This is a genomic window from Jeotgalicoccus sp. WY2 (genome assembly GCF_018437745.1).
Taxonomy (GTDB): domain Bacteria; phylum Bacillota; class Bacilli; order Staphylococcales; family Salinicoccaceae; genus Jeotgalicoccus; species Jeotgalicoccus psychrophilus.
The window spans coordinates 1,133,452-1,151,421 of the sequence record NZ_CP049818.1; the positions used below are offsets into that span (position 1 = coordinate 1,133,452).

Here is a 17,970-nt window from a genome sequence, read left to right on the forward strand (position 1 = left end):
CGGACGGAAATGCATCCCGTGATGCTTATTGGCTGATTAAAACCGCCTCAATTTCCTGAGTCGTTGGAAGCTCATCCGGTTGAAAGCAAGTATTCACCCCAATGTGAGGAGCTCATCCGGTTGAATACACATTTCCAGCCGGATGAAAGTTCTACATGCGGTCGATAATTATTTATTGACCGTATGCGACTTTATCATGCGGTTAATGTTTAGTTTCCAGCCAGATGAAAGTTCTCTGATCAGACTCATGTATACGCATTACTTTATACATAGTCATGACGGAGTCTCATACATACGATTCATCCGAATCAGAGGCATGAATACGTCTCATGACTACGTATTGTCATTTGCATATACATGAGCGCAAAAATCCCACGTATTTCAATAATCATATATGTAAGTAATTACAATTAATGGTACATTTGTATTAACAACAAGTTTAAGGGGGGCATCTATGAACAAAATTTTACTGACAGTATTAAGTGTTATTCTTTTGGCAGTGGCAGGATGCGACAGTGAAGAGTCCGAACTCAAAGGTAAAACGCTGGGTTTGTCTTTACACAATCCGACTGTTTCTAAGGAAGAAGCTGAGAATGCAGAAATTAAGTTCACATCCAACACACCGGTACTCGATTTTGAATCAGCAAACGATGTGACATTAACACTTAACGGCAATACCTATTCAGGGGAGTATTCTTTAGAAGAAAATAATTTATCAATTACTGTTGAAGATGGGGATGCTTCGATGACAATTGATTTTACTGAATTCGAAGAAAGTGAAGATGAATACTTTTCTTACAGCGGCACAGTTTCTGAAGGTGAATTAAACGAAGGTGACGAGACAACTCAACTGACGAATGTTTATAAAAATTTTGGACTCGGAGAGTACTATCTCTTTTTAGAAGAATAAATTAAAATCTCCCGTGACTCCTCGGGGAAAAGCATCTGCTGAAGACTACAGGCTTCAGCGATGCCCCGGGAAAGCACGGGAGATTTTTATCTAACTAAATAACTAAACACTAATATTAACTTATTCCGGCAGTTTTGATACGCCGATGTTTGTCATTTCAAATGCATTCAGCACATGATTAAGCTGTGCTTCTGTAAGAACTTCATACTTCGAGCACAGCTGGCGGACCGGAGCGCCTGTCTGGATTGCTTCAACTGCAATCGCTGATGCTTTTTTGTAACCGATGTGAGGTACAAGCGCTGTAATTACACCGATGCTGTTCTCAACGTAAGATTTCATCTGTTCTTCGTTTGCTGTAATCCCTGCAATACATCTTTCAGTGAACACTTTGAAACCGTTGTTCATAATGTCGATTGACTGAATCAGGTTAAATGCCAGTACAGGCTCCATTACGTTCAGTTCAAACTGCCCAGCTTCTGATGCAAGACTGATTGTATTATCATTCCCGATCACCTGGAATGCAATCTGGTTCAACACTTCAGCCATAACCGGGTTAACTTTACCCGGCATGATTGATGATCCCGGCTGACGCGCCGGCAGGTTAATTTCGTACAGTCCTGCTTTCGGTCCTGATGCCATCAGACGGAAGTCGTTCGCAACTTTTGACATGTTAATCATACAAATCTTCAGCGCTGAAGAGATTTCTGTATACGCATCTGTATTCTGCGTTCCATCAACTAAATTTTCAGCAGATTTTAACTTATATCCCGATATCTTGCTCAGCTCTTCAACTACAGTATCGATATATTTCTGATCGGCGTTTAATCCTGTCCCTACTGCTGTTGCACCGATATTAATTTCATAAAGGTTTTCAAGTGAATTCGATACGCGGCGGATATCTCTCGATAACACTTTCGCATATGCACTGAATTCCTGGCCAAGACGAATCGGTACTGCGTCCTGCAGGTGCGTGCGTCCCATTTTAATGACGTGATCAAACTCAACAGCTTTTGCTTCAAATGCCTGACGCATCGTATTCATCGTCTCAAGCAGACTTTCTGCATGGATTAAAAGACCAACGTGCAGTGATGTCGGGAATGCGTCGTTTGTCGACTGTGACATGTTCACGTGGTTATTTGGACTGATAAAGTCATAGTCACCTTTCTCGCGACCCATAATCTCAAGCGCACGGTTTGCAATGACTTCGTTAGCGTTCATATTCGTTGAAGTACCTGCACCGCCCTGAATCGGATCGACGATAAAGTCTTCATGCAGTTTTCCGGCAATAATTTCTTCACTCGCCTGGACAATCGCATCTTTTTTATCTTCTTCAAGCACGCCGTTCGCGTAGTTTCCAAGTGCCGCTGCTTTTTTAACCATCCCTAAAGCACGGATTAAATCTGTATTTAAACGGTAGCCCGTAATCGGGAAGTTCTCAAGCACGAAGGCTCTGGACACCATAGTAAGCATTATTATCAATTTCTTTTTCTCCGAGGAAATCCGATTCAATTCTAGTCGTGTTTGCCATAATCACATGCAGCTCCTAAATTATTTAATTCTCATCGATTCAAAATCTTTTGGAAAGCTATTAAAATTATACGTTGTATCTTCATCAATATACAGCATATCTTCGATGCGGACACCGCCGATTTCAGGAATGTAAATTCCCGGTTCTATCGTAATTACGTGACCCGCTTCAAGCTTGTCTGTGTTACCGCCGTGAATTGATGGTGACTCGTGTACATCGAGGCCAAGTCCGTGCCCGATACGGTGCATAAAATACTCACCGTAACCTGCATCGTCGTCGATGACCTTGCGTGATGCACGGTCAATATCACCCATCACCGTACCTTTTTGAGAGGCTTTAATACCGGCAAGATTTGAGCGCAGCACAGTTTTATAAATTTCTTCCTGTTTTTCTGTCGCTTCCCCGACGATAAACGTGCGCGTCATATCAGACACATAACCTGTGTCCGAAACCACACCAAAATCGATTAACAGAAAATCTCCGCGCTGAATTACATCTGTCCCTGTATCACCATGCGGCATTGCCGATTTCTTACCGGCAAGTACGCTCGGTCCGAAACTCGGACCAACGGCGCCGTATGATTTAAACTGCTTAACCAGGAAATCCGAAACTTCCATCTCAGTTTTCCCTTCTACAGTAATCGTTTTTAAATCTTCCAGTGCTTTTTCAGTCATCTTAACTGCACGTTTGATTTCGGCTTTATCGTGTTCATTCTTTTTACCACGCAGATAATTCACTTCATCATCCAGCGTCTGGATATTTTCAGGAGCGTATTTTTCGATTAAGCGTAAATATCTAGAATAAATTAAATGCTCACCTTCAACTGCAATTGTTTTATCCGCACTGATTGTCTCGAATACATACTGGAATGCATCATCCTTGTCATCGTGCGGCAGATACGTTGTAAGGTCAGTATTTGCTCTAACCGTTTCGCCGTCCAGCGCTGGAAAAATCATCGCTGTATCGAGTGTCTTATTATCGACTAGAAGGAGCAGTAATCTTTCATGAGGATTTAAGTGCACCCCGGTAAAATAAAATATGTTCACCGGATCGGAAATAATTGAGTAGTCTGCTTTTACGCTGTGTGCCAGCGCTTCGATTTTGCCTGTCATTATATCTTCCTCCAATTAATTGTGAGTTAAATACTGCTCGAACCAGCGCGCAATATGAGCTAAACGCTGTATTCTCAAACTCGGTTTGCCCGAGCGTGATAAGTCGTGTGACGATTCCGGGAAACGGACGAATTCCGTTTCTTTCCCTCTCGATTTCAGTTCGATAAACAGCTGTTCTCCCTGTTCAATCGGGCAGCGGATATCTTCTTCACCGTGCAGAATTAATAACGGTGTCTCAACGTCTTTAGCGTATTTCAGCGGTGAATGAAGCCACAATTTATCGAGGTCATCGAGCCCGGCTAAAATCTGCCAGTCCGTAAAGTAGTAGCCGATATCGGATACGCCTCTGAAACTGATCCAGTTACTGATTGAACGCTGTGTCACAGCTGCCTTAAAGCGGTTCGTATGACCGACAATCCAGTTCGTCATAAAGCCGCCGTAAGAGCCGCCGGTCACACCGAGATTGTCTGAATCAATCCAGTCGTATTTACTGGCAATGTAATCGACCGCACTCATAATATCTTTGTAATCACCGTTTCCATAGTCGCCGCGCACCGCGTCAACAATTCCTGAGAGTAGCTGTGCGAGCCGCGCGGATTAATGAATAATACTGCATAACCTTTTGCGGCGATCCTGCATTTCATGGAAGTATGTGTTTGCATATAAGGCATGCGGCCCCCCGTGAATATTCGTGATCATCGGATAATTTTTACCCGTTTCATATCCCGCAGGTTTCATAAACCAGCCGTGAACAGCCGTGTCATCGAACTTGTAAACTCATTGCTTCCGGTTTAACAAGTTCTGTATCCGTGACATAGTCATAATTAATTTCTGTCAGCTGCGTCAGCGCTTCAGTTTTAAAATCAAATTTATATAATTCACTAGGCGATATGTGCGTAGATATTGTTAAATACGCAGCATCCGCGTCGGCATCCATGCCGAAAATATTATGTTCTCCGCGCAAGAGCGGACGGATATTCCCTTCAACGTCACCTTTGTATAAGTTCACGCTGCCGAATTCCGACACAAGAAATACATAGTTAGTATCTGATATCCACTCGGCTGTATTGCCTTCGGCATTCTGCTGTGTATCCTGCACGACCAGTCCACCGACAGGTTTATCCAGTTTTGTTGTAACATCGAGGATGCCGTTATTTTTTCATCGTAAACTTCAATGTGCGGATGTGTCGCATTTTTAAACTTGCGGGTCATTACCGTCATTAAAATATGCTTCTGGTCCGCTGAAATTTCTGCCTTCATAATGCTGGCATCATCGCGGATTAAAGTATCTTCATTATTTTTACGGAGATACAGCTTTTGTGAAAAATTGAAATCAGGATTTTCGCTCACGTCAGTTGCGTATATAAAGCCGCCTTCAAAAACATCGTAAAGCGTAAAGTTTTCTTTACCCGATAAGACAGTCTCTGTTTGACCGGATTTAATATCAATTGATTTTACCGATGTATATTTTTCTTTTAAGACGCCGTACGATCCCGGACCGCCGTCGCTTTTATATTTCATGCGGGTAATCACTGCCGCTTCAGGTTTTTTATCTTTATCGTCTTTGTCTTTAGTCTCTTCTTGCTTCTTCTCACTTGAAACGTGATAAAACACCGAATTTCCATCATGAGAAAACTGCGCGCCGAATACCCCATCGTCTTCGTGCGTCAGCTGTTCACGTTCACCGCCGGCGTGCCTCAGTATAAATACCTGCGGTTTCTTATCATCATCCGGTGCTGTAAATAATGTCAGCGCCCCGTCATGTGAATGAGTCACATTCGTTATCGTTTCGTTTTATATGTAAGCTGAATATTGCCCCTGCCGTCAAAATTATGCAGATATGAATAGTAAGTATCCTTATCCTCATCAGTATTCGTCACAAGATAAGTGACTCTGTCAGACTGCGGTACAACTTTCGGTGAAGACACCGACTTAATTTTGAAAATATCATCAATAGAAACTTTGCTCATTGAATTTCCCCCTTTTTTAAATATAACATTCTTTAACGTGAGTTTACTAATTAACATAATATTCTGACATTCAAACTCCCAGACTTTTCGTTAACGGGGATTCACAAGAATGCGTTTATACAGAAGAAATATAAATAGCGGTACTGCCGACAGCATGACCATTACACCGGTCGGAATCTGGAGCGGAGCGATTAATGTGCGTCCGAGCGTATCGATGATCAGCACGTAAAGGCCGCCGAGTAAAATTGACCGTTTTAGCAGCGGCCGGAATGCCATCGGTTTAATATATAAAATAATCTGCGGAATAATGATGCCGACGAGCGCAATAATTCCGGTATAGCTGATCGCAACGAGCGGCGGCACTGCTGCTGTGATTAACAATGCCGGACGGATGACGCTGACGTTGACACCGAGTGCATGTGCCCTAATATCACCGAGTTTCAATAGATCAAGCACATGCCCGTATCGTTCCAAAATAATAAATGACACTGCTGTCAGTATTAATAAGACCGAAACTTTAGTGAAATCCGCACCGCCGAGCGAACCGAACATGTAGCGTGCAATATTCGCCGTATCTTCCGGGAATAACAGAATAAAATATAGAGCACGCCGGATAACATTGCCCCGAGCAGAATGCCTGTAATAATTAACGTTTCTGGACGGTAAGTTAAATCGAGTTTTCGTGCGATTACAAGCACGAGCAGCAGGCTGAGCAGTCCGAGAATAATACTGATCACAGGTGCGAATACTGCCGGGATAATCGTTACGACGGTAAGTGCTGCACCGAGCACTGCACCATTCGCCATGCCGAGTGTGAAACTGTCAGCCATCGGGTTTTTCAGGATAATCTGAAATACCGCCCCGCTCATCGCGAGTGCGGCTCCGACTAGTATAGCCATAAGTGCACGCGGCAGCCGCACGTCAAGCATAATGGTGAATGCCTGTATATTGTTTATATCTCCGATATTTACCGAACCGATAAAAATGCTCAGCACCACACTGATAATCAGCAGAAATACGAGAATACAGTTGGTTTTATTCATACACACACTCTGCAATCGCAGTCAGTCCTTCTGTAAATCTCGGCCCGGGTCTTGAAATCAGGTTTGGATCCGGTGTACATTGATTTTCTTCTTCGGTTATTGCTGCGCCTTCCAGGCCGGAAATATCATCAAGCGCATGAGTGAGTTCTTCATTGCTGATACCAAGTGTTGAAAGTACAATTTCCGGTTCGCGCGCAATCACATCTTCTGATGTCACCGCAGGGTAACCGGCCACATCTTCAAAAGCATTGCCGATATTTAATGTATCCAGAAAATCATCGATGAAAGTATCCTCCCCCGCTGTGTATATATCCGGCGCCGTTGAAATCAGAATAAACACTTTATCATCGGCCTTCTCTCCGCTGTACTGATTATGGATTTCTTCAACCTCCTGCTGCAGTAATGTATTTAATTCTTCTGCTTCACCTTCTTTGCTGATAAAGGTTCCAACATCAGTGATTGTGTCGTAAATTTTATCAATTTCCTGTGCATCATCAACAACGAGTACCTCTGCCCCGGTACTTTCTGCTGTCCTCGTGATTATATCCGCATTCGCATCGTGGTTTGAGGCGTGTGAAATAATATGTGTCGGATCGAGTGCCGTCATTGCTTCCTCATCGAGTGCAAAAGTATCGAGGCGTGTCAGATTTTCTTTCAGGTCTTCAGGATAATCGTCGGCTGTTGTAATACCGACGAGATTGTCCGTTGCCCCGAGTTCGGTAATAATTTCAGTATTGCTCGGCATCAGTGAGATGATGCGCATGTCTTCATTATTTGTATTTGTCATTTGTTTCTCGTTATCACTGCCGTTATTACATGCAGCGAGTAAAAGTATGCTGAGCAGCGCTAGATAAAGGTATATATTTTTCAATTTTATAATTCTCCTTTCATTGAGGAAAGATTCGTTGCCGTCGTTCTTTTCAACGACAACATTTAACAGCACACTACCTTTATTATATTAAAGTTCAGCCCCTTTATACAGAGAGAAGTCCCTAATACAAAAAGCCCGAACTTTACAGTTCAGGCTTCCACTTATTACTTTTACATTTTTTCAGGTGCTGATACGTCGATCAGACGGAGTGCGTTTTCAAGTGTCTGGCGTACAGCTTCGATCATTAAAATATAAGCGCGTGTTTTATCGGCATTTTCACCGAGTACTTTTTCCGCGTTATAGAATTTATGAAAGCTTGCTGCAAGGTCGTGGATATAGTTCGGAATACGCTGTGTTGCGCGTGCTTCCGCTGCACCTTTAACGATGTTCGGGAATTCCAGTAATTTTTTAAGCAGTTCAAGTGCCTGTTCGTTTTCAATAATATCAACAGGATTTTCCGTGTCGATTTCAAAACCTTGTTCTTTAGCCTGGCGTAAAATACTGCAGATTCTCGCATGCGCGTACTGTGCATAGTACACAGGATTGTCGCTTGATTCACTGCGTGCAAGGTCTAAGTCAAAGTCGAAGTGAGTATCCGTCGAACGCATAATCATGAAGTAACGCGCTGCGTCCACGCCAATCATATCGATCAGGTCGCGCAGTGTAACTGCCTTGCCTGTACGCTTACTCATCTTCACTTCTTCACCGTTTTCAATTAAACGGACCAGCTGCATAATCTGAATTTCCAGTTTGTCAGGATTTTCACCTAAAGCGCCTAAAGATGCTTTCAGACGGTTAATATAACCATGGTGATCCGCGCCGAATAAGTTAATCAGCTTGTCAAAGCCGCGTTCAACTTTATCGTAATGGTACGCAATATCCGGCATTAAGTAAGTCAGCGTGCCGTCGCTTTTTACGAGTACGCGGTCTTTATCGTCTTTAAAATCTGTCGTGCGTAACCACGTCGCGTCGTCCGCTTCAAATACATAACCGTTATCTTTCATCTTCGTCATCGCTTCATCGATTTCGCCGCTTTCATACAGCGCTGTTTCACTGAACCAGCTGTCGAAATTGATGCGAAATTCTGCGAGGTCTGCTTTCAGTTTACGCATCTCATATTCAACACCAAGGTCGCGGAATTTAGAAATACGTTCTGCTTGTTCAAGGTCTTTATATTCAGGGTGCTCCGACGCCAATTTCTCGCCGATTACTTTAATATCTTTACCGTTGTAGCCGTCTTCAGGCATCTTCAGCGCTTCACCGAGCGCTTCAAAATAACGTGCTTCAATCGATTTCGCAAGGTTGTTAATCTGATTGCCGGCATCGTTAATATAATATTCACGCGTTACATCGTAGCCCGCAAAGTCCAAGATGTTCGACAGCGTTGCACCGACAGATGCATTTCTCGCATGCCCGATGTGCAGATCGCCCGTCGGATTTGCACTCACGAATTCAATCAGAACTTTTTCAGCCGTTTCACGCTCTGTACGTCCGTAATCTTCTTTCTTATCAAGGACAGTATAAATCACGTTAGCGAGTTCTGCTGTCTTCATTTTAAAGTTGATAAAACCCGGTCCCGCGATGCTGATTTCCTGAATGCTTGCTGACTCTTTATCGATGTTATCGATAATCGCCTGTGCGATGTCGCGAGGATTTTTACGTGCAAGCTTTGTCAGTGTCATTGCTGCATTCGTTGAGAAATCTCCGTTATTTTTGTCTTTCGGCACTTCAACTTTAACTTCAGGAATTTCTTCTGCTATGTCCGCTTTTTTAATCGCGGCTTCAATTGCTTCTTTTAACTGCTGTTTTAAGTTCATAATTAAATCCTCTCCAACGTATATTTATATTTGCCGAGCAACGTGCCGCTTTCAAATAAATCATATTTAATATTCAGTGTACCGTCACCGGTTGTAAGTTCGTGTGTCACTATTTCAAAGTGATGCCTGCCTGCCGGAGAGTCGTAAAACGTATCCGTCTTCACACCTTCTTCAAAATGGAAATTCATATTGATAATGCCGCGCCGCTGGAGTTTAACGAAGTTGTCTCCGAGCCGCACAGTTACTTTTAATTCATAGTCATCGAGCGCTTCAGTATAGCGCAAATAAGTATCCCCTTTTTCCAGTTCGGATACTTGCAGTTTCTGTTCGTATTTTGTCTCTTCACCGTGCATGAATACCAGTTGAGTTAAGTTACATTCATGTGTTATAGTTCCGGTCATTTTTATCACCTTCAGTATCGTAAATTATATCATAACAGGCGCATCATTGGTTTGATGAAAAATAAAAAAAGGCAGGGCAATATGCCCCGCCTTTATGTCCTAGTTATATGTCTATAACTACTCTTTATTTTATCCATAGATTGGCTATTGTGCAATGTCTAATCCAAAAGACACAAAAAAGACATATATTCTAAAGCTGTTAATTATACTTATCTACAGCTAATATTGCCTCGGCGACTTGTTCCGGTGTAATTTCCGGATCTAAGTTCTTCAATGTTTCACCGTCTCCTGTAGCCAGTTTGCCGACTTCAACTAAATCTTCAAAGGAGACATCGGTTAAATGCATTGCAGCTAATGTCGTTGGCATTTCCAGCGCTTCGTAAAAATCTACATACTCAGCTATTTCATTTCCCGGACGACCTTCCAGTACTAATTGTACAAGCGTACCGTATGCCACTTTCTCACCATGAGTTAAGTTGTGTATATCACCGTGTAATGCAGTGAAACCATTGTGTATAGCATGTGCTCCTGCAAGTCCGCCATTTTCAAATCCTAAACCTGACAGCAGTGTATTCGCTTCTATTACTTTTTCAACTGCCGGAGTAACAAGGCCGTCTTTAGCCGCTTCATAAGCTTCGATACCGTACAGGAATAAAGTTTCTTCAGCTTTTTCAGCAATTGCCTGTGATGCTAAAGTCGGTTTCCCTCCAGCCATCGTATCTCCATTGCGTCTGACTGTTGCACTCGCTTCGACTAATGTCGCCATTGCATCTGCAATGCCTGAAGCAAAGAATTTTGGCGGTGCGCCGATAACAATTTTACTGTCTACCAGCACAAGATCCGGATTTTTATCATAAAATTTATATCCTTCAAAGACACCTTCATCTGAATAAATTACAGATAATGCACTTGTTGGAGCATCCGTAGATGCGGTAGTCGGCACTATTACAGTTGGTGCACTAAGCTTATCCGCAACTGCTTTAGCTGTGTCGAGTGTTTTACCGCCCCCGAGACCAATCACAACATCGCTGCCGAAACTTTTCCCTTCATCAGTCAGACGCTCGATTTCCTTGTCCGAAGCTTCGCCTGAAAACTGTATATGATTATATTTAACATCTACATTCTCGAAACTTTCTTCCACTGATTTCCCAGCAATATCCCAGACAACTTCATCTGCAATCAGTAAGATATTTTTACCAATTTTTGCTGTTTCCTGACCTAATTCACTAATGACACCCGTACCTTGTACATAACGGCTTGGAGATTGAAATACTAATTTTGACATGTTTAAATCCTCCTAAAATATTATGTTTAAAATTCATTTTAACAATGATCTTTTTATATTGCTAATTATTGAATGCTTCCTGCATTTTTTGTGAAATATTCCACATTTCTTCGTTGTGGTTCATCATAAACTGCTTCAGCGTTTCTTTCGAACGTTCATCGAGCGCGTCGAGCTTAATGCGGCCCTTCATTGCGTCGTCTAAACTGTTGACATGTTCGTGCATCATTTTGTAACCGCGGCGTTTTTCTTTGTTCACCATTAAATAACATGCTGCGACGCCGTTATAAACCGCTCCTGCTTCCGCACGTTCCACAGCGATCCAGACGAGGAAATATTCTTTAGCATCTGGGCCCATCGCTTCTTCTTTATCTTTAATCCATTTTACACGTTTTTCAACTTCAGCTTTGCCGTGGAGTCCGCCGATATCAAGCTTCGCTTCCTGCGTTTCGATATTAATGTAGACCGGTGCGATATTTTCAAGGCTTATCGAGCCGAAGTTTTGTCCTCTGTGACCGTCGAGCGGATCGTTTTTAATAATATTAAACTGGAATCCCGGTTTCTTTTTTGGTTGTTCTTCAGACAATGTTATACCTCCTAATCGAGTTCATTCAGTAAATTAATAATCTCTGCTTTGACGTTTAAATCTTTAATCGCCAATATTTTTTCTTTCGGATAATACAATCTTGAACCTAAACGGTGAATGCCGGTAATTGAATTAATAATTGCCGACTGGGAGCTTATTTCCCTAATGTCACCGTTTGGACGCAGCAAGTGAATTGGTCTGCGGTTTCTGTTCTGTCCCGGCCTGTCGTAATCGTACGGCAGATCTGAATAACTGTCGCTGAAGACGTAATAGTCCGGATCTATGCCCGCTTTTCTGTATAATTCGTTCAGTTCTGTAATCGTAATAATAGAACCGTCAAACGGTAAATATTTAAACAGGTCTCTGTTTACGAAACGGCTGGCAAGGTCACTTAATATCTCATCTTCTTCATGTACCCATTCCTGCAGATAAAAATTCACGACCATTTCGTCCAGCCGGAGATAGTCATGAACGGTGACATCTTCATTAAAAAATGGTATGAAATATGTCGGCTTCTGTTTAAAGCTGTACTCCGATTTATACAGTGCTTTTGCCCGCTGCATCACCAGGTTCAGCATAACTTCCCCACCGCGCGATACCGGGTGGAAATAGACCTGCCAGTACATCTGATAGCGGCTCATTAAATAATCTTCCACTGCGTGCATGCCGCTTTCTTTAATCAGCACTTCATCTTTTGACGGACGCATCACGCGGAGTATGCGTTCCATATCGAAGTTACCGTAGCTGACACCGGTATAAAAAGAATCCCGCTGCAGATAATCCATACGGTCCGCATCAATCTGGCTTGAAATCATACTGATAACCAGTTTATTCGGATGTGTCTTGTTGATGACTTCCGCAACTTCACGCGGAAAATCCGGTGACACTCTTGATAATACTTCGTTCACTTCAGTGTCTTCCAGTATAATTTTTTTCGTATATTCTTCATGATCTGTATGGATATATCTTCAAATGTATGAGAAAACGGCCCGTGCCCAAGGTCGTGCAGCAATGCCGCCGACAAGGCTAACAGACGGTCACCTGAGTCCCATTCAGGATATTCTTCAAAATTCTCAATCATCCGGCGGACAATTTCATACACCCCGAGCGAATGGTTAAAGCGTGAATGCTCTGCACTGTGAAATGCCAAATACAAAGTGCCGAGCTGTTTTATTCTGCGGAGCCGCTGAAATTCTTTCGTTTTCACCAGATCCCAGATGACCTGATCGCGGACATGAACGTACCGGTGGACCGGATCTTTAAAGACTTTTTCTTCCTGTAATTGTTTCCTGCTGTAGTCACTCATCATCACGCTGTTACGCCTCCCTTAACACCCCAATAATATCATAAAACGGCCGGGTAAGCCGACCGTTTCAACCTGTTTAACTGTATGAACCGGTGCCGCGTTTTCCAACCATCAGGAAGTAAACGAAACCTGCGGCAAGTATCGGTACAATTAATAGTAAATACATTCCGCTGTAGCCGGCAAATGGTACGAGCAGTCCTAAAAATACAGGACCGAAGCCGAGACCAATTTCTAAAATAATAAAATACGTCGATGTGGCGAGGCCGACATTTTCTTTCGGCGCCATGTTCACGCAGATAATCTGAGCGGCTGACTGGAAATTGCCGAAACCGAGGCCGATAAGAAAACCGGCAACGAGGACAATAAGTCCCGTCGAACCGTAGCCGAGCAGCAGAAATCCTGCTGCCATTAATATAAACGTCGGGTAAATAACAATATTCGGACCTTTTCGGTCAATCAGTCTGCCCGTAAACGGCCGGGTTGCAAGTACAGCCGCCGCATAGACGATAAAGAAGAAACTCGCCGCTCTAACGACATCGATTTCTATTGCATAAGTATTGAGGAAGGACAGCACACTTGAATAAGCGAGCCCCATTAAAAATATCGACATGAGCATTCTGAGCGAGTTTTTCTCAATCATCACAAATTTTTCCGGCTTGACTGCTGTGTCTTTCGTAACGTTATTTGTTTTAATCAGCGGGATCATCAGCACAACAACGAGCATTAAAATACCCACGTAAATTAACATCGTTTCAAATGAAATCTGTTCGAGAAGCAGAAATGCTAAAAACGGTCCGACGGCACTCGCCACCACCATACTCAAACTGAAGTAGCTGATTCCTTCACCGCGGCGTTCTTCCGGTACGGATATCGTCGCCAGCGTGTTAAGCGCTGTACTGATCATCCCTGTTGCAATACCATTTAACAGCCGTGTCACAATTAAAAAAGTTAATCCGAAATCAAGAAAATATAAAATATAAGTTAAAAAGTAAATCACTGTGCCGCCCAGCATAATTTTACGGGCGCCGAGGTGGTTTATCTGGTAGCCTGTCACACCCCGTCCGACCAGTACACCAACGATAAAAATACTTGCTGCAAAGCCGGCAATACTCGGATTGACACCGTATTTTTCAATTGCGTAGTTTCCGACTGTTACTAATGTTGAATACATTGCCCCCATTAAAATAAAATGGAATGCAAAAATTGCTGTAAATTCTTTTGTCCATATTCTCGGTGCATAAGCACTTGTCGACATGTTATTCCTTCTTTCATAAAAATTAAAAAACCAGTATAAAATATACTGGTCAGTCAAAAGATACGTATTTTTTATTACGTTCTTTAATGTTTCTGAGGAGCTGTTCGTACTGAGCCTGCTGCTCATCGTTCAGCACCGGATAGTCCGTTATTTCTGCACCCATATCACGGAGTACATTTAAGGCGCGTTCCTCCACGTCCTGAATCGAGAACTCTGTATTCAGCAGTTCATTTAACGATGCCATATGATTTGGATTAATTACCGGATATGTAAATTTCGCACTCTCTTCTGCACGTGCATCACGATAAAAATCCTGCATCATTAATGCACGTTTTGAACCGCTGCCTGTAACAGATAAGTATATCTGTACCGCAACACCATCTTTAATGCGGCGCTGGGAAATACCTGCGAATTTTTTGCCGCCGATACTTAAATCATAAGTGCCGGGACAGTAGCTGGCTGAAATTTCATACGCTTCGATTTTTCCTTCCGGAAACATTTTTGTCACTAACTCTGTCATTATATCATAGCCTTTTTCTATGTAAGGAAAATCTGCTTTAGGTAAAATTAAAGAGATATTCAGTACACCTTCGTCCAGCACAACACCTAAACCTCCGCTGTTGCGCACGATGTAATCGAAGCCTGCATCCGAAATATAGTCGAGTCCGTAAGACAGTTTCGGCAGTCTCGCATCCTGAAGCCCTAATATAATATAAGGCGAATGCACCCAAAAACGTACTTTAGGCACATCGTCTTCACTGATCTGATGCTGCAGGGAATCATCAAACGCAAACGATTCAAAAGGATGTTCCGTTCGCATTTTATCAATGACCTCCACCGGTCCGTTAAAAAATTCAGCTGTCATGACGATTCGCCATCACCTGTGTTGCTGTAAATAATGCCAGGTTATATACTTCTTCTGTCGTCGTACCGCGTGACAGATCATTAACCGGCTTGTTCAGGCCCTGCAGAATAGGTCCGTAAGCTTCAAATCCGCCCAAACGCTGAGCAATTTTATATCCGATATTACCCGCTTCAAGAGATGGGAAGATAAAGACATTCGCATTCCCTTCGAGCGGTGAATTTGGAGATTTCTTCTCTGCTACACTGGGAACAAATGCCGCATCGAACTGCAGCTCGCCGTCGATTAGTGTATCTGGAAGTTTATCCTGTGCGTATTCAGTTGCTAAACGGACTTTCTCCGCTTCTTCTGTTTTCGCAGATCCTTTTGAAGAAAAGCTTAAGAGCGCAACACGCGGTGTAATACCAAAGCTCATCGTCGTCTTCGCTGTTTCAACCGCAACTTCCGCAAGCTCTTCAGCAGTCAGTGTCGGGTTAATTGCACAATCTCCCATTACGTACAATTCATCGCCGCGGCGCATAAAGAATATCCCGCTCGTTTTCGACACGCCTTCTTTTGTTTTTATAATCTGCAGTGCAGGACGGACTGTATCCGGCGTCGAATGTATTGCACCTGACACCAATCCGTCAGCATAGCCTGTATGCACAAGCATCGTTCCGAAGTAGTTTATATTTTGGATAATATCTTCAGCCTGTTCAAGCGTCACTTTGCCCTGTCTGACTTCACAAAATTTCCCGGCAAGCTGTGGGCTTAACTCGGACGTTTTCGGATTTAAAATTTCTAAACCTTCTATATTAATGTTTTCCTCTGCGGCAATTTGCTTAAGCTCGTCAGCATCACCGAGAACAATCGGATGCACGTAGCTGTTTGATAAATGTCCTGCTGCTGCAGTCAGAATTCTTTTATCTGTACCTTCTGGAAATACAATTCTGATGTTTTCACCATTTAAATTATTTTTAAGATCTTTAATGAATTTACTCATTATATCCTCCTTGGCTACTATACTCTAAGTATATTATACGTGTTTTGTCACATCTTTTAAACAGAATCTCTTGTTAAAACGTTTTCCATTGGTCTAGAATAGAAGTAATGACTTAATAAGGAGAGACTAAGATGAGTGAACCGGTAAGTACAATAGATGGCTGGTACAGCTTGCACCTGCTTTACAGCGTGGACTGGGCAGGTTTACGTGTGCTGGACAAAGATGAAAGAAATGCGCTGACAGATGAATTGCAGGCATTTTTAAACAGACAGGAAGAAGTGCATGAAAAACACGAAGGTGACTATGCATTCTACAATATTATGGGACATAAAGCAGACGTTATCGTCTGGCTGCTGCGCCCGACAGCAGACGAGCTGATTAAGCTTGAGCTTGAAATTAACAAACTCGCGATTGCGGACTACTTAATTCCAACTTACTCATACGTATCTATAATCGAGATGAGCAGCTATTTAGGCGGAAACAAAACTCCTGAAGAGATGATGGAAATTCCTCACATTCAGCAGAGATTATATCCTTCACTGGAAAAATCTAAGTTCATCTGTTTCTACCCGATGGATAAAAAACGCGACCTTGATGACAACTGGTACATGCTGCCGATGGAAGAGCGCAAACAGTTAATGCGCGACCACGGCATGATCGGCCGCAAATATGCCGGTAAAATCAAGCAGTACATCACAGGCTCACAAGGCTTAGACAAATACGAGTGGGCAGTTACATTATTATCAGATGACATGCTCGAATTCAAAAAGATTATTTACGAAATGAGATTCGATGAAACAAGCGCACGCTACGGCGTCTTCGGCGACTTCTACGTCGGCGGACATATTCCGAACGATGCGATTGCTGATTACTTCGGATAACTTATATTTACGATTGGCTGGCGATTCCCTCAAGGGAGTCGTCTTTTTTGTCTGGTTACAACAGCTTCCGTCTATTCAGCACGTTTTTCTACCTCCCTTGTTTTATTCTGTGAGATAATGGTTATATATAAGTATCTATTATTTAGGAGGTAAACTTATGGGACGTTTACTCAAACGTGCGGCAATTTTTATCGCACCAATTATTATAAATAAAATCGTTCAAAAATTTCTTAACAAAGACGGGAGTTCTTCGTCAAAAAAGAAGAAGAGAAAATAATACAAGATAAAAACCACCTAACTCATGTTAAGTGGTTTTCTGTCTATATAAAGGATGATTATTATGCTCACCCAAATATCACCGCACGTTTACATACTGCCGTTCGACAGTCAGCGTGACCGTCCGAATCTCGGCTACATACACGGCGAAAAGTTCAGTATCCTCGTCGATGCAGGCAATTCCAGAGCACATTTGAACGCAATGCTTGAAGCGGTTGATGAAGCGGGGCTGCCGAAACCTGAAATTGCACTGATTACCCACTGGCACTGGGATCACACTTTCGGCATGCACGCCTTTGCCGGCACGACGATGACTCAGACGAAAACCAATGAAATTCTCAGCATTCTTACAAAATGGGAATGGACGCCGGAAGCCATGGATGAGCGACTTAAGACCGGTGAGGAATGCGAATTCTGCGACACCCATATGAAAATTGAATACGATGATATCACCGACATTAAAGTCGTTCGTGCAGACATTGAGTTCGACGGGAACTTAACACTGAACTTAGGCAGCGTTACAGTCGAAGTCACACCGATTGCTAACCCCCATTCCGATGACGGCGCAGTCGTTTTCGTTCAGGAAGATAAAGTGCTATTCGCCGGCGATGCCGACACGGGCGATTTTTACAAACTGGACGGCGGATACGATGCGGACAAATTTTATGACTACGTTACAACCGTCGACAAAATCCCCTACGCCACTTATATCCATGGCCACCTTGCCCCGATGACGCGCACAGAAGTTTCGGCGCTCCGAAAAGAAATCGGGGAGACAGACTTATAACATTACTAAAAAACGCCCCGGACTTTTATCCAGGGCGTTTCATGTTGTTTAAAATCCTTATTCCGCTTTTTTCTTCTCTGATTTTCGTATAGGTTTTTGTC

At 42.9% G+C, this 17,970-nt stretch carries 16 protein-coding genes and 3 pseudogenes; 3 read left to right on the forward strand and 16 right to left on the reverse strand.

Annotated features, from left to right (window positions below; all coding sequences use genetic code 11):
• The first annotated feature begins 454 nt into the window (after window positions 1–454).
• Window positions 455–910: a hypothetical protein gene (locus G4D76_RS06695; RefSeq protein ID WP_026858912.1), complete on the forward strand. Its 456-nt coding sequence runs from the start codon at window positions 455–457 to the stop codon at window positions 908–910.
• A gap of 120 nt (window positions 911–1,030) precedes the next feature.
• On the opposite strand, the pseudogene aspA reads toward G4D76_RS06695, so the two are convergent.
• From aspA to pta, 16 genes and pseudogenes are all read right to left on the reverse strand, one after another.
• A pseudogene (gene aspA, locus G4D76_RS06700) lies at window positions 1,031–2,438 on the reverse strand (aspartate ammonia-lyase).
• A 20-nt stretch (window positions 2,439–2,458) separates the two neighbouring features.
• On the reverse strand, window positions 2,459–3,550 hold the full coding sequence (locus tag G4D76_RS06705; RefSeq protein ID WP_213810900.1) for an aminopeptidase P family protein: 1,092 nt from the start codon (window positions 3,548–3,550) through the stop codon (window positions 2,459–2,461).
• 15 nt (window positions 3,551–3,565) lie between these two features.
• A pseudogene (locus tag G4D76_RS06710) lies at window positions 3,566–4,391 on the reverse strand (alpha/beta hydrolase family protein); the annotation flags it as partial.
• Window positions 4,392–4,555: 164 nt separating this feature from the next.
• Window positions 4,556–5,326, reverse strand: a complete 771-nt coding sequence (locus tag G4D76_RS06720) for a TolB-like translocation protein (RefSeq protein WP_213810902.1) — start codon at window positions 5,324–5,326, stop codon at window positions 4,556–4,558.
• Between the two features lie 5 nt (window positions 5,327–5,331).
• A complete protein-coding gene (locus G4D76_RS06725) occupies window positions 5,332–5,520 on the reverse strand; it encodes a hypothetical protein (protein ID WP_213810903.1) in 189 nt (62 codons plus the stop codon).
• Between the two features lie 90 nt (window positions 5,521–5,610).
• Window positions 5,611–6,072, reverse strand: a complete 462-nt coding sequence (locus G4D76_RS14885; protein ID WP_250130253.1) for an iron chelate uptake ABC transporter family permease subunit — start codon at window positions 6,070–6,072, stop codon at window positions 5,611–5,613.
• Window positions 6,021–6,563: an iron chelate uptake ABC transporter family permease subunit gene (locus G4D76_RS14890; RefSeq protein ID WP_250130254.1), complete on the reverse strand. Its 543-nt coding sequence runs from the start codon at window positions 6,561–6,563 to the stop codon at window positions 6,021–6,023. The genes G4D76_RS14885 and G4D76_RS14890 overlap by 52 nt, the downstream gene beginning before the upstream one ends.
• Window positions 6,556–7,434 carry a helical backbone metal receptor gene (locus tag G4D76_RS06735; protein WP_051238976.1) on the reverse strand — a complete coding sequence of 293 codons (879 nt, stop codon included), beginning with the start codon at window positions 7,432–7,434 and terminating at the stop codon, window positions 6,556–6,558. The genes G4D76_RS14890 and G4D76_RS06735 overlap by 8 nt, the downstream gene beginning before the upstream one ends.
• 170 nt (window positions 7,435–7,604) lie before the next feature.
• Window positions 7,605–9,251, reverse strand: coding sequence for an arginine--tRNA ligase (argS, locus tag G4D76_RS06740; protein ID WP_035785188.1), 1,647 nt, complete (start codon window positions 9,249–9,251; stop codon window positions 7,605–7,607).
• 2 nt (window positions 9,252–9,253) lie between these two features.
• A complete protein-coding gene (locus tag G4D76_RS06745) occupies window positions 9,254–9,652 on the reverse strand; it encodes a YwiB family protein (protein ID WP_213810904.1) in 399 nt (132 codons plus the stop codon).
• Window positions 9,653–9,851: 199 nt separating this feature from the next.
• Window positions 9,852–10,937, reverse strand: coding sequence for a glycerol dehydrogenase (locus tag G4D76_RS06750; protein WP_213810905.1), 1,086 nt, complete (start codon window positions 10,935–10,937; stop codon window positions 9,852–9,854).
• Window positions 10,938–10,998: 61 nt separating this feature from the next.
• Window positions 10,999–11,520: a YwhD family protein gene (locus G4D76_RS06755; protein WP_213810906.1), complete on the reverse strand. Its 522-nt coding sequence runs from the start codon at window positions 11,518–11,520 to the stop codon at window positions 10,999–11,001.
• 11 nt (window positions 11,521–11,531) lie between these two features.
• Window positions 11,532–12,829: pseudogene (locus G4D76_RS06760) on the reverse strand (HD domain-containing protein).
• Between the two features lie 73 nt (window positions 12,830–12,902).
• Window positions 12,903–14,081: an MFS transporter gene (locus G4D76_RS06765; RefSeq protein ID WP_213810907.1), complete on the reverse strand. Its 1,179-nt coding sequence runs from the start codon at window positions 14,079–14,081 to the stop codon at window positions 12,903–12,905.
• A 49-nt stretch (window positions 14,082–14,130) separates the two neighbouring features.
• Complete coding sequence (locus G4D76_RS06770) at window positions 14,131–14,946, reverse strand: lipoate--protein ligase family protein (RefSeq protein WP_250130255.1); 816 nt, start codon at window positions 14,944–14,946, stop codon at window positions 14,131–14,133.
• Window positions 14,936–15,925: a phosphate acetyltransferase gene (pta, locus tag G4D76_RS06775; protein WP_213810908.1), complete on the reverse strand. Its 990-nt coding sequence runs from the start codon at window positions 15,923–15,925 to the stop codon at window positions 14,936–14,938. The genes G4D76_RS06770 and pta overlap by 11 nt, the downstream gene beginning before the upstream one ends.
• 131 nt (window positions 15,926–16,056) lie before the next feature.
• On the opposite strand from pta, the gene hemQ reads away from it, so the two are divergent.
• Together hemQ and G4D76_RS06785 are read left to right on the forward strand one after the other, a co-directional pair.
• Window positions 16,057–16,806, forward strand: coding sequence for a hydrogen peroxide-dependent heme synthase (gene hemQ, locus G4D76_RS06780; RefSeq protein WP_213810909.1), 750 nt, complete (start codon window positions 16,057–16,059; stop codon window positions 16,804–16,806).
• Between the two features lie 340 nt (window positions 16,807–17,146).
• Window positions 17,147–17,869 carry an MBL fold metallo-hydrolase gene (locus G4D76_RS06785; protein ID WP_213810910.1) on the forward strand — a complete coding sequence of 241 codons (723 nt, stop codon included), beginning with the start codon at window positions 17,147–17,149 and terminating at the stop codon, window positions 17,867–17,869.
• Window positions 17,870–17,970: the final 101 nt, after the last annotated feature.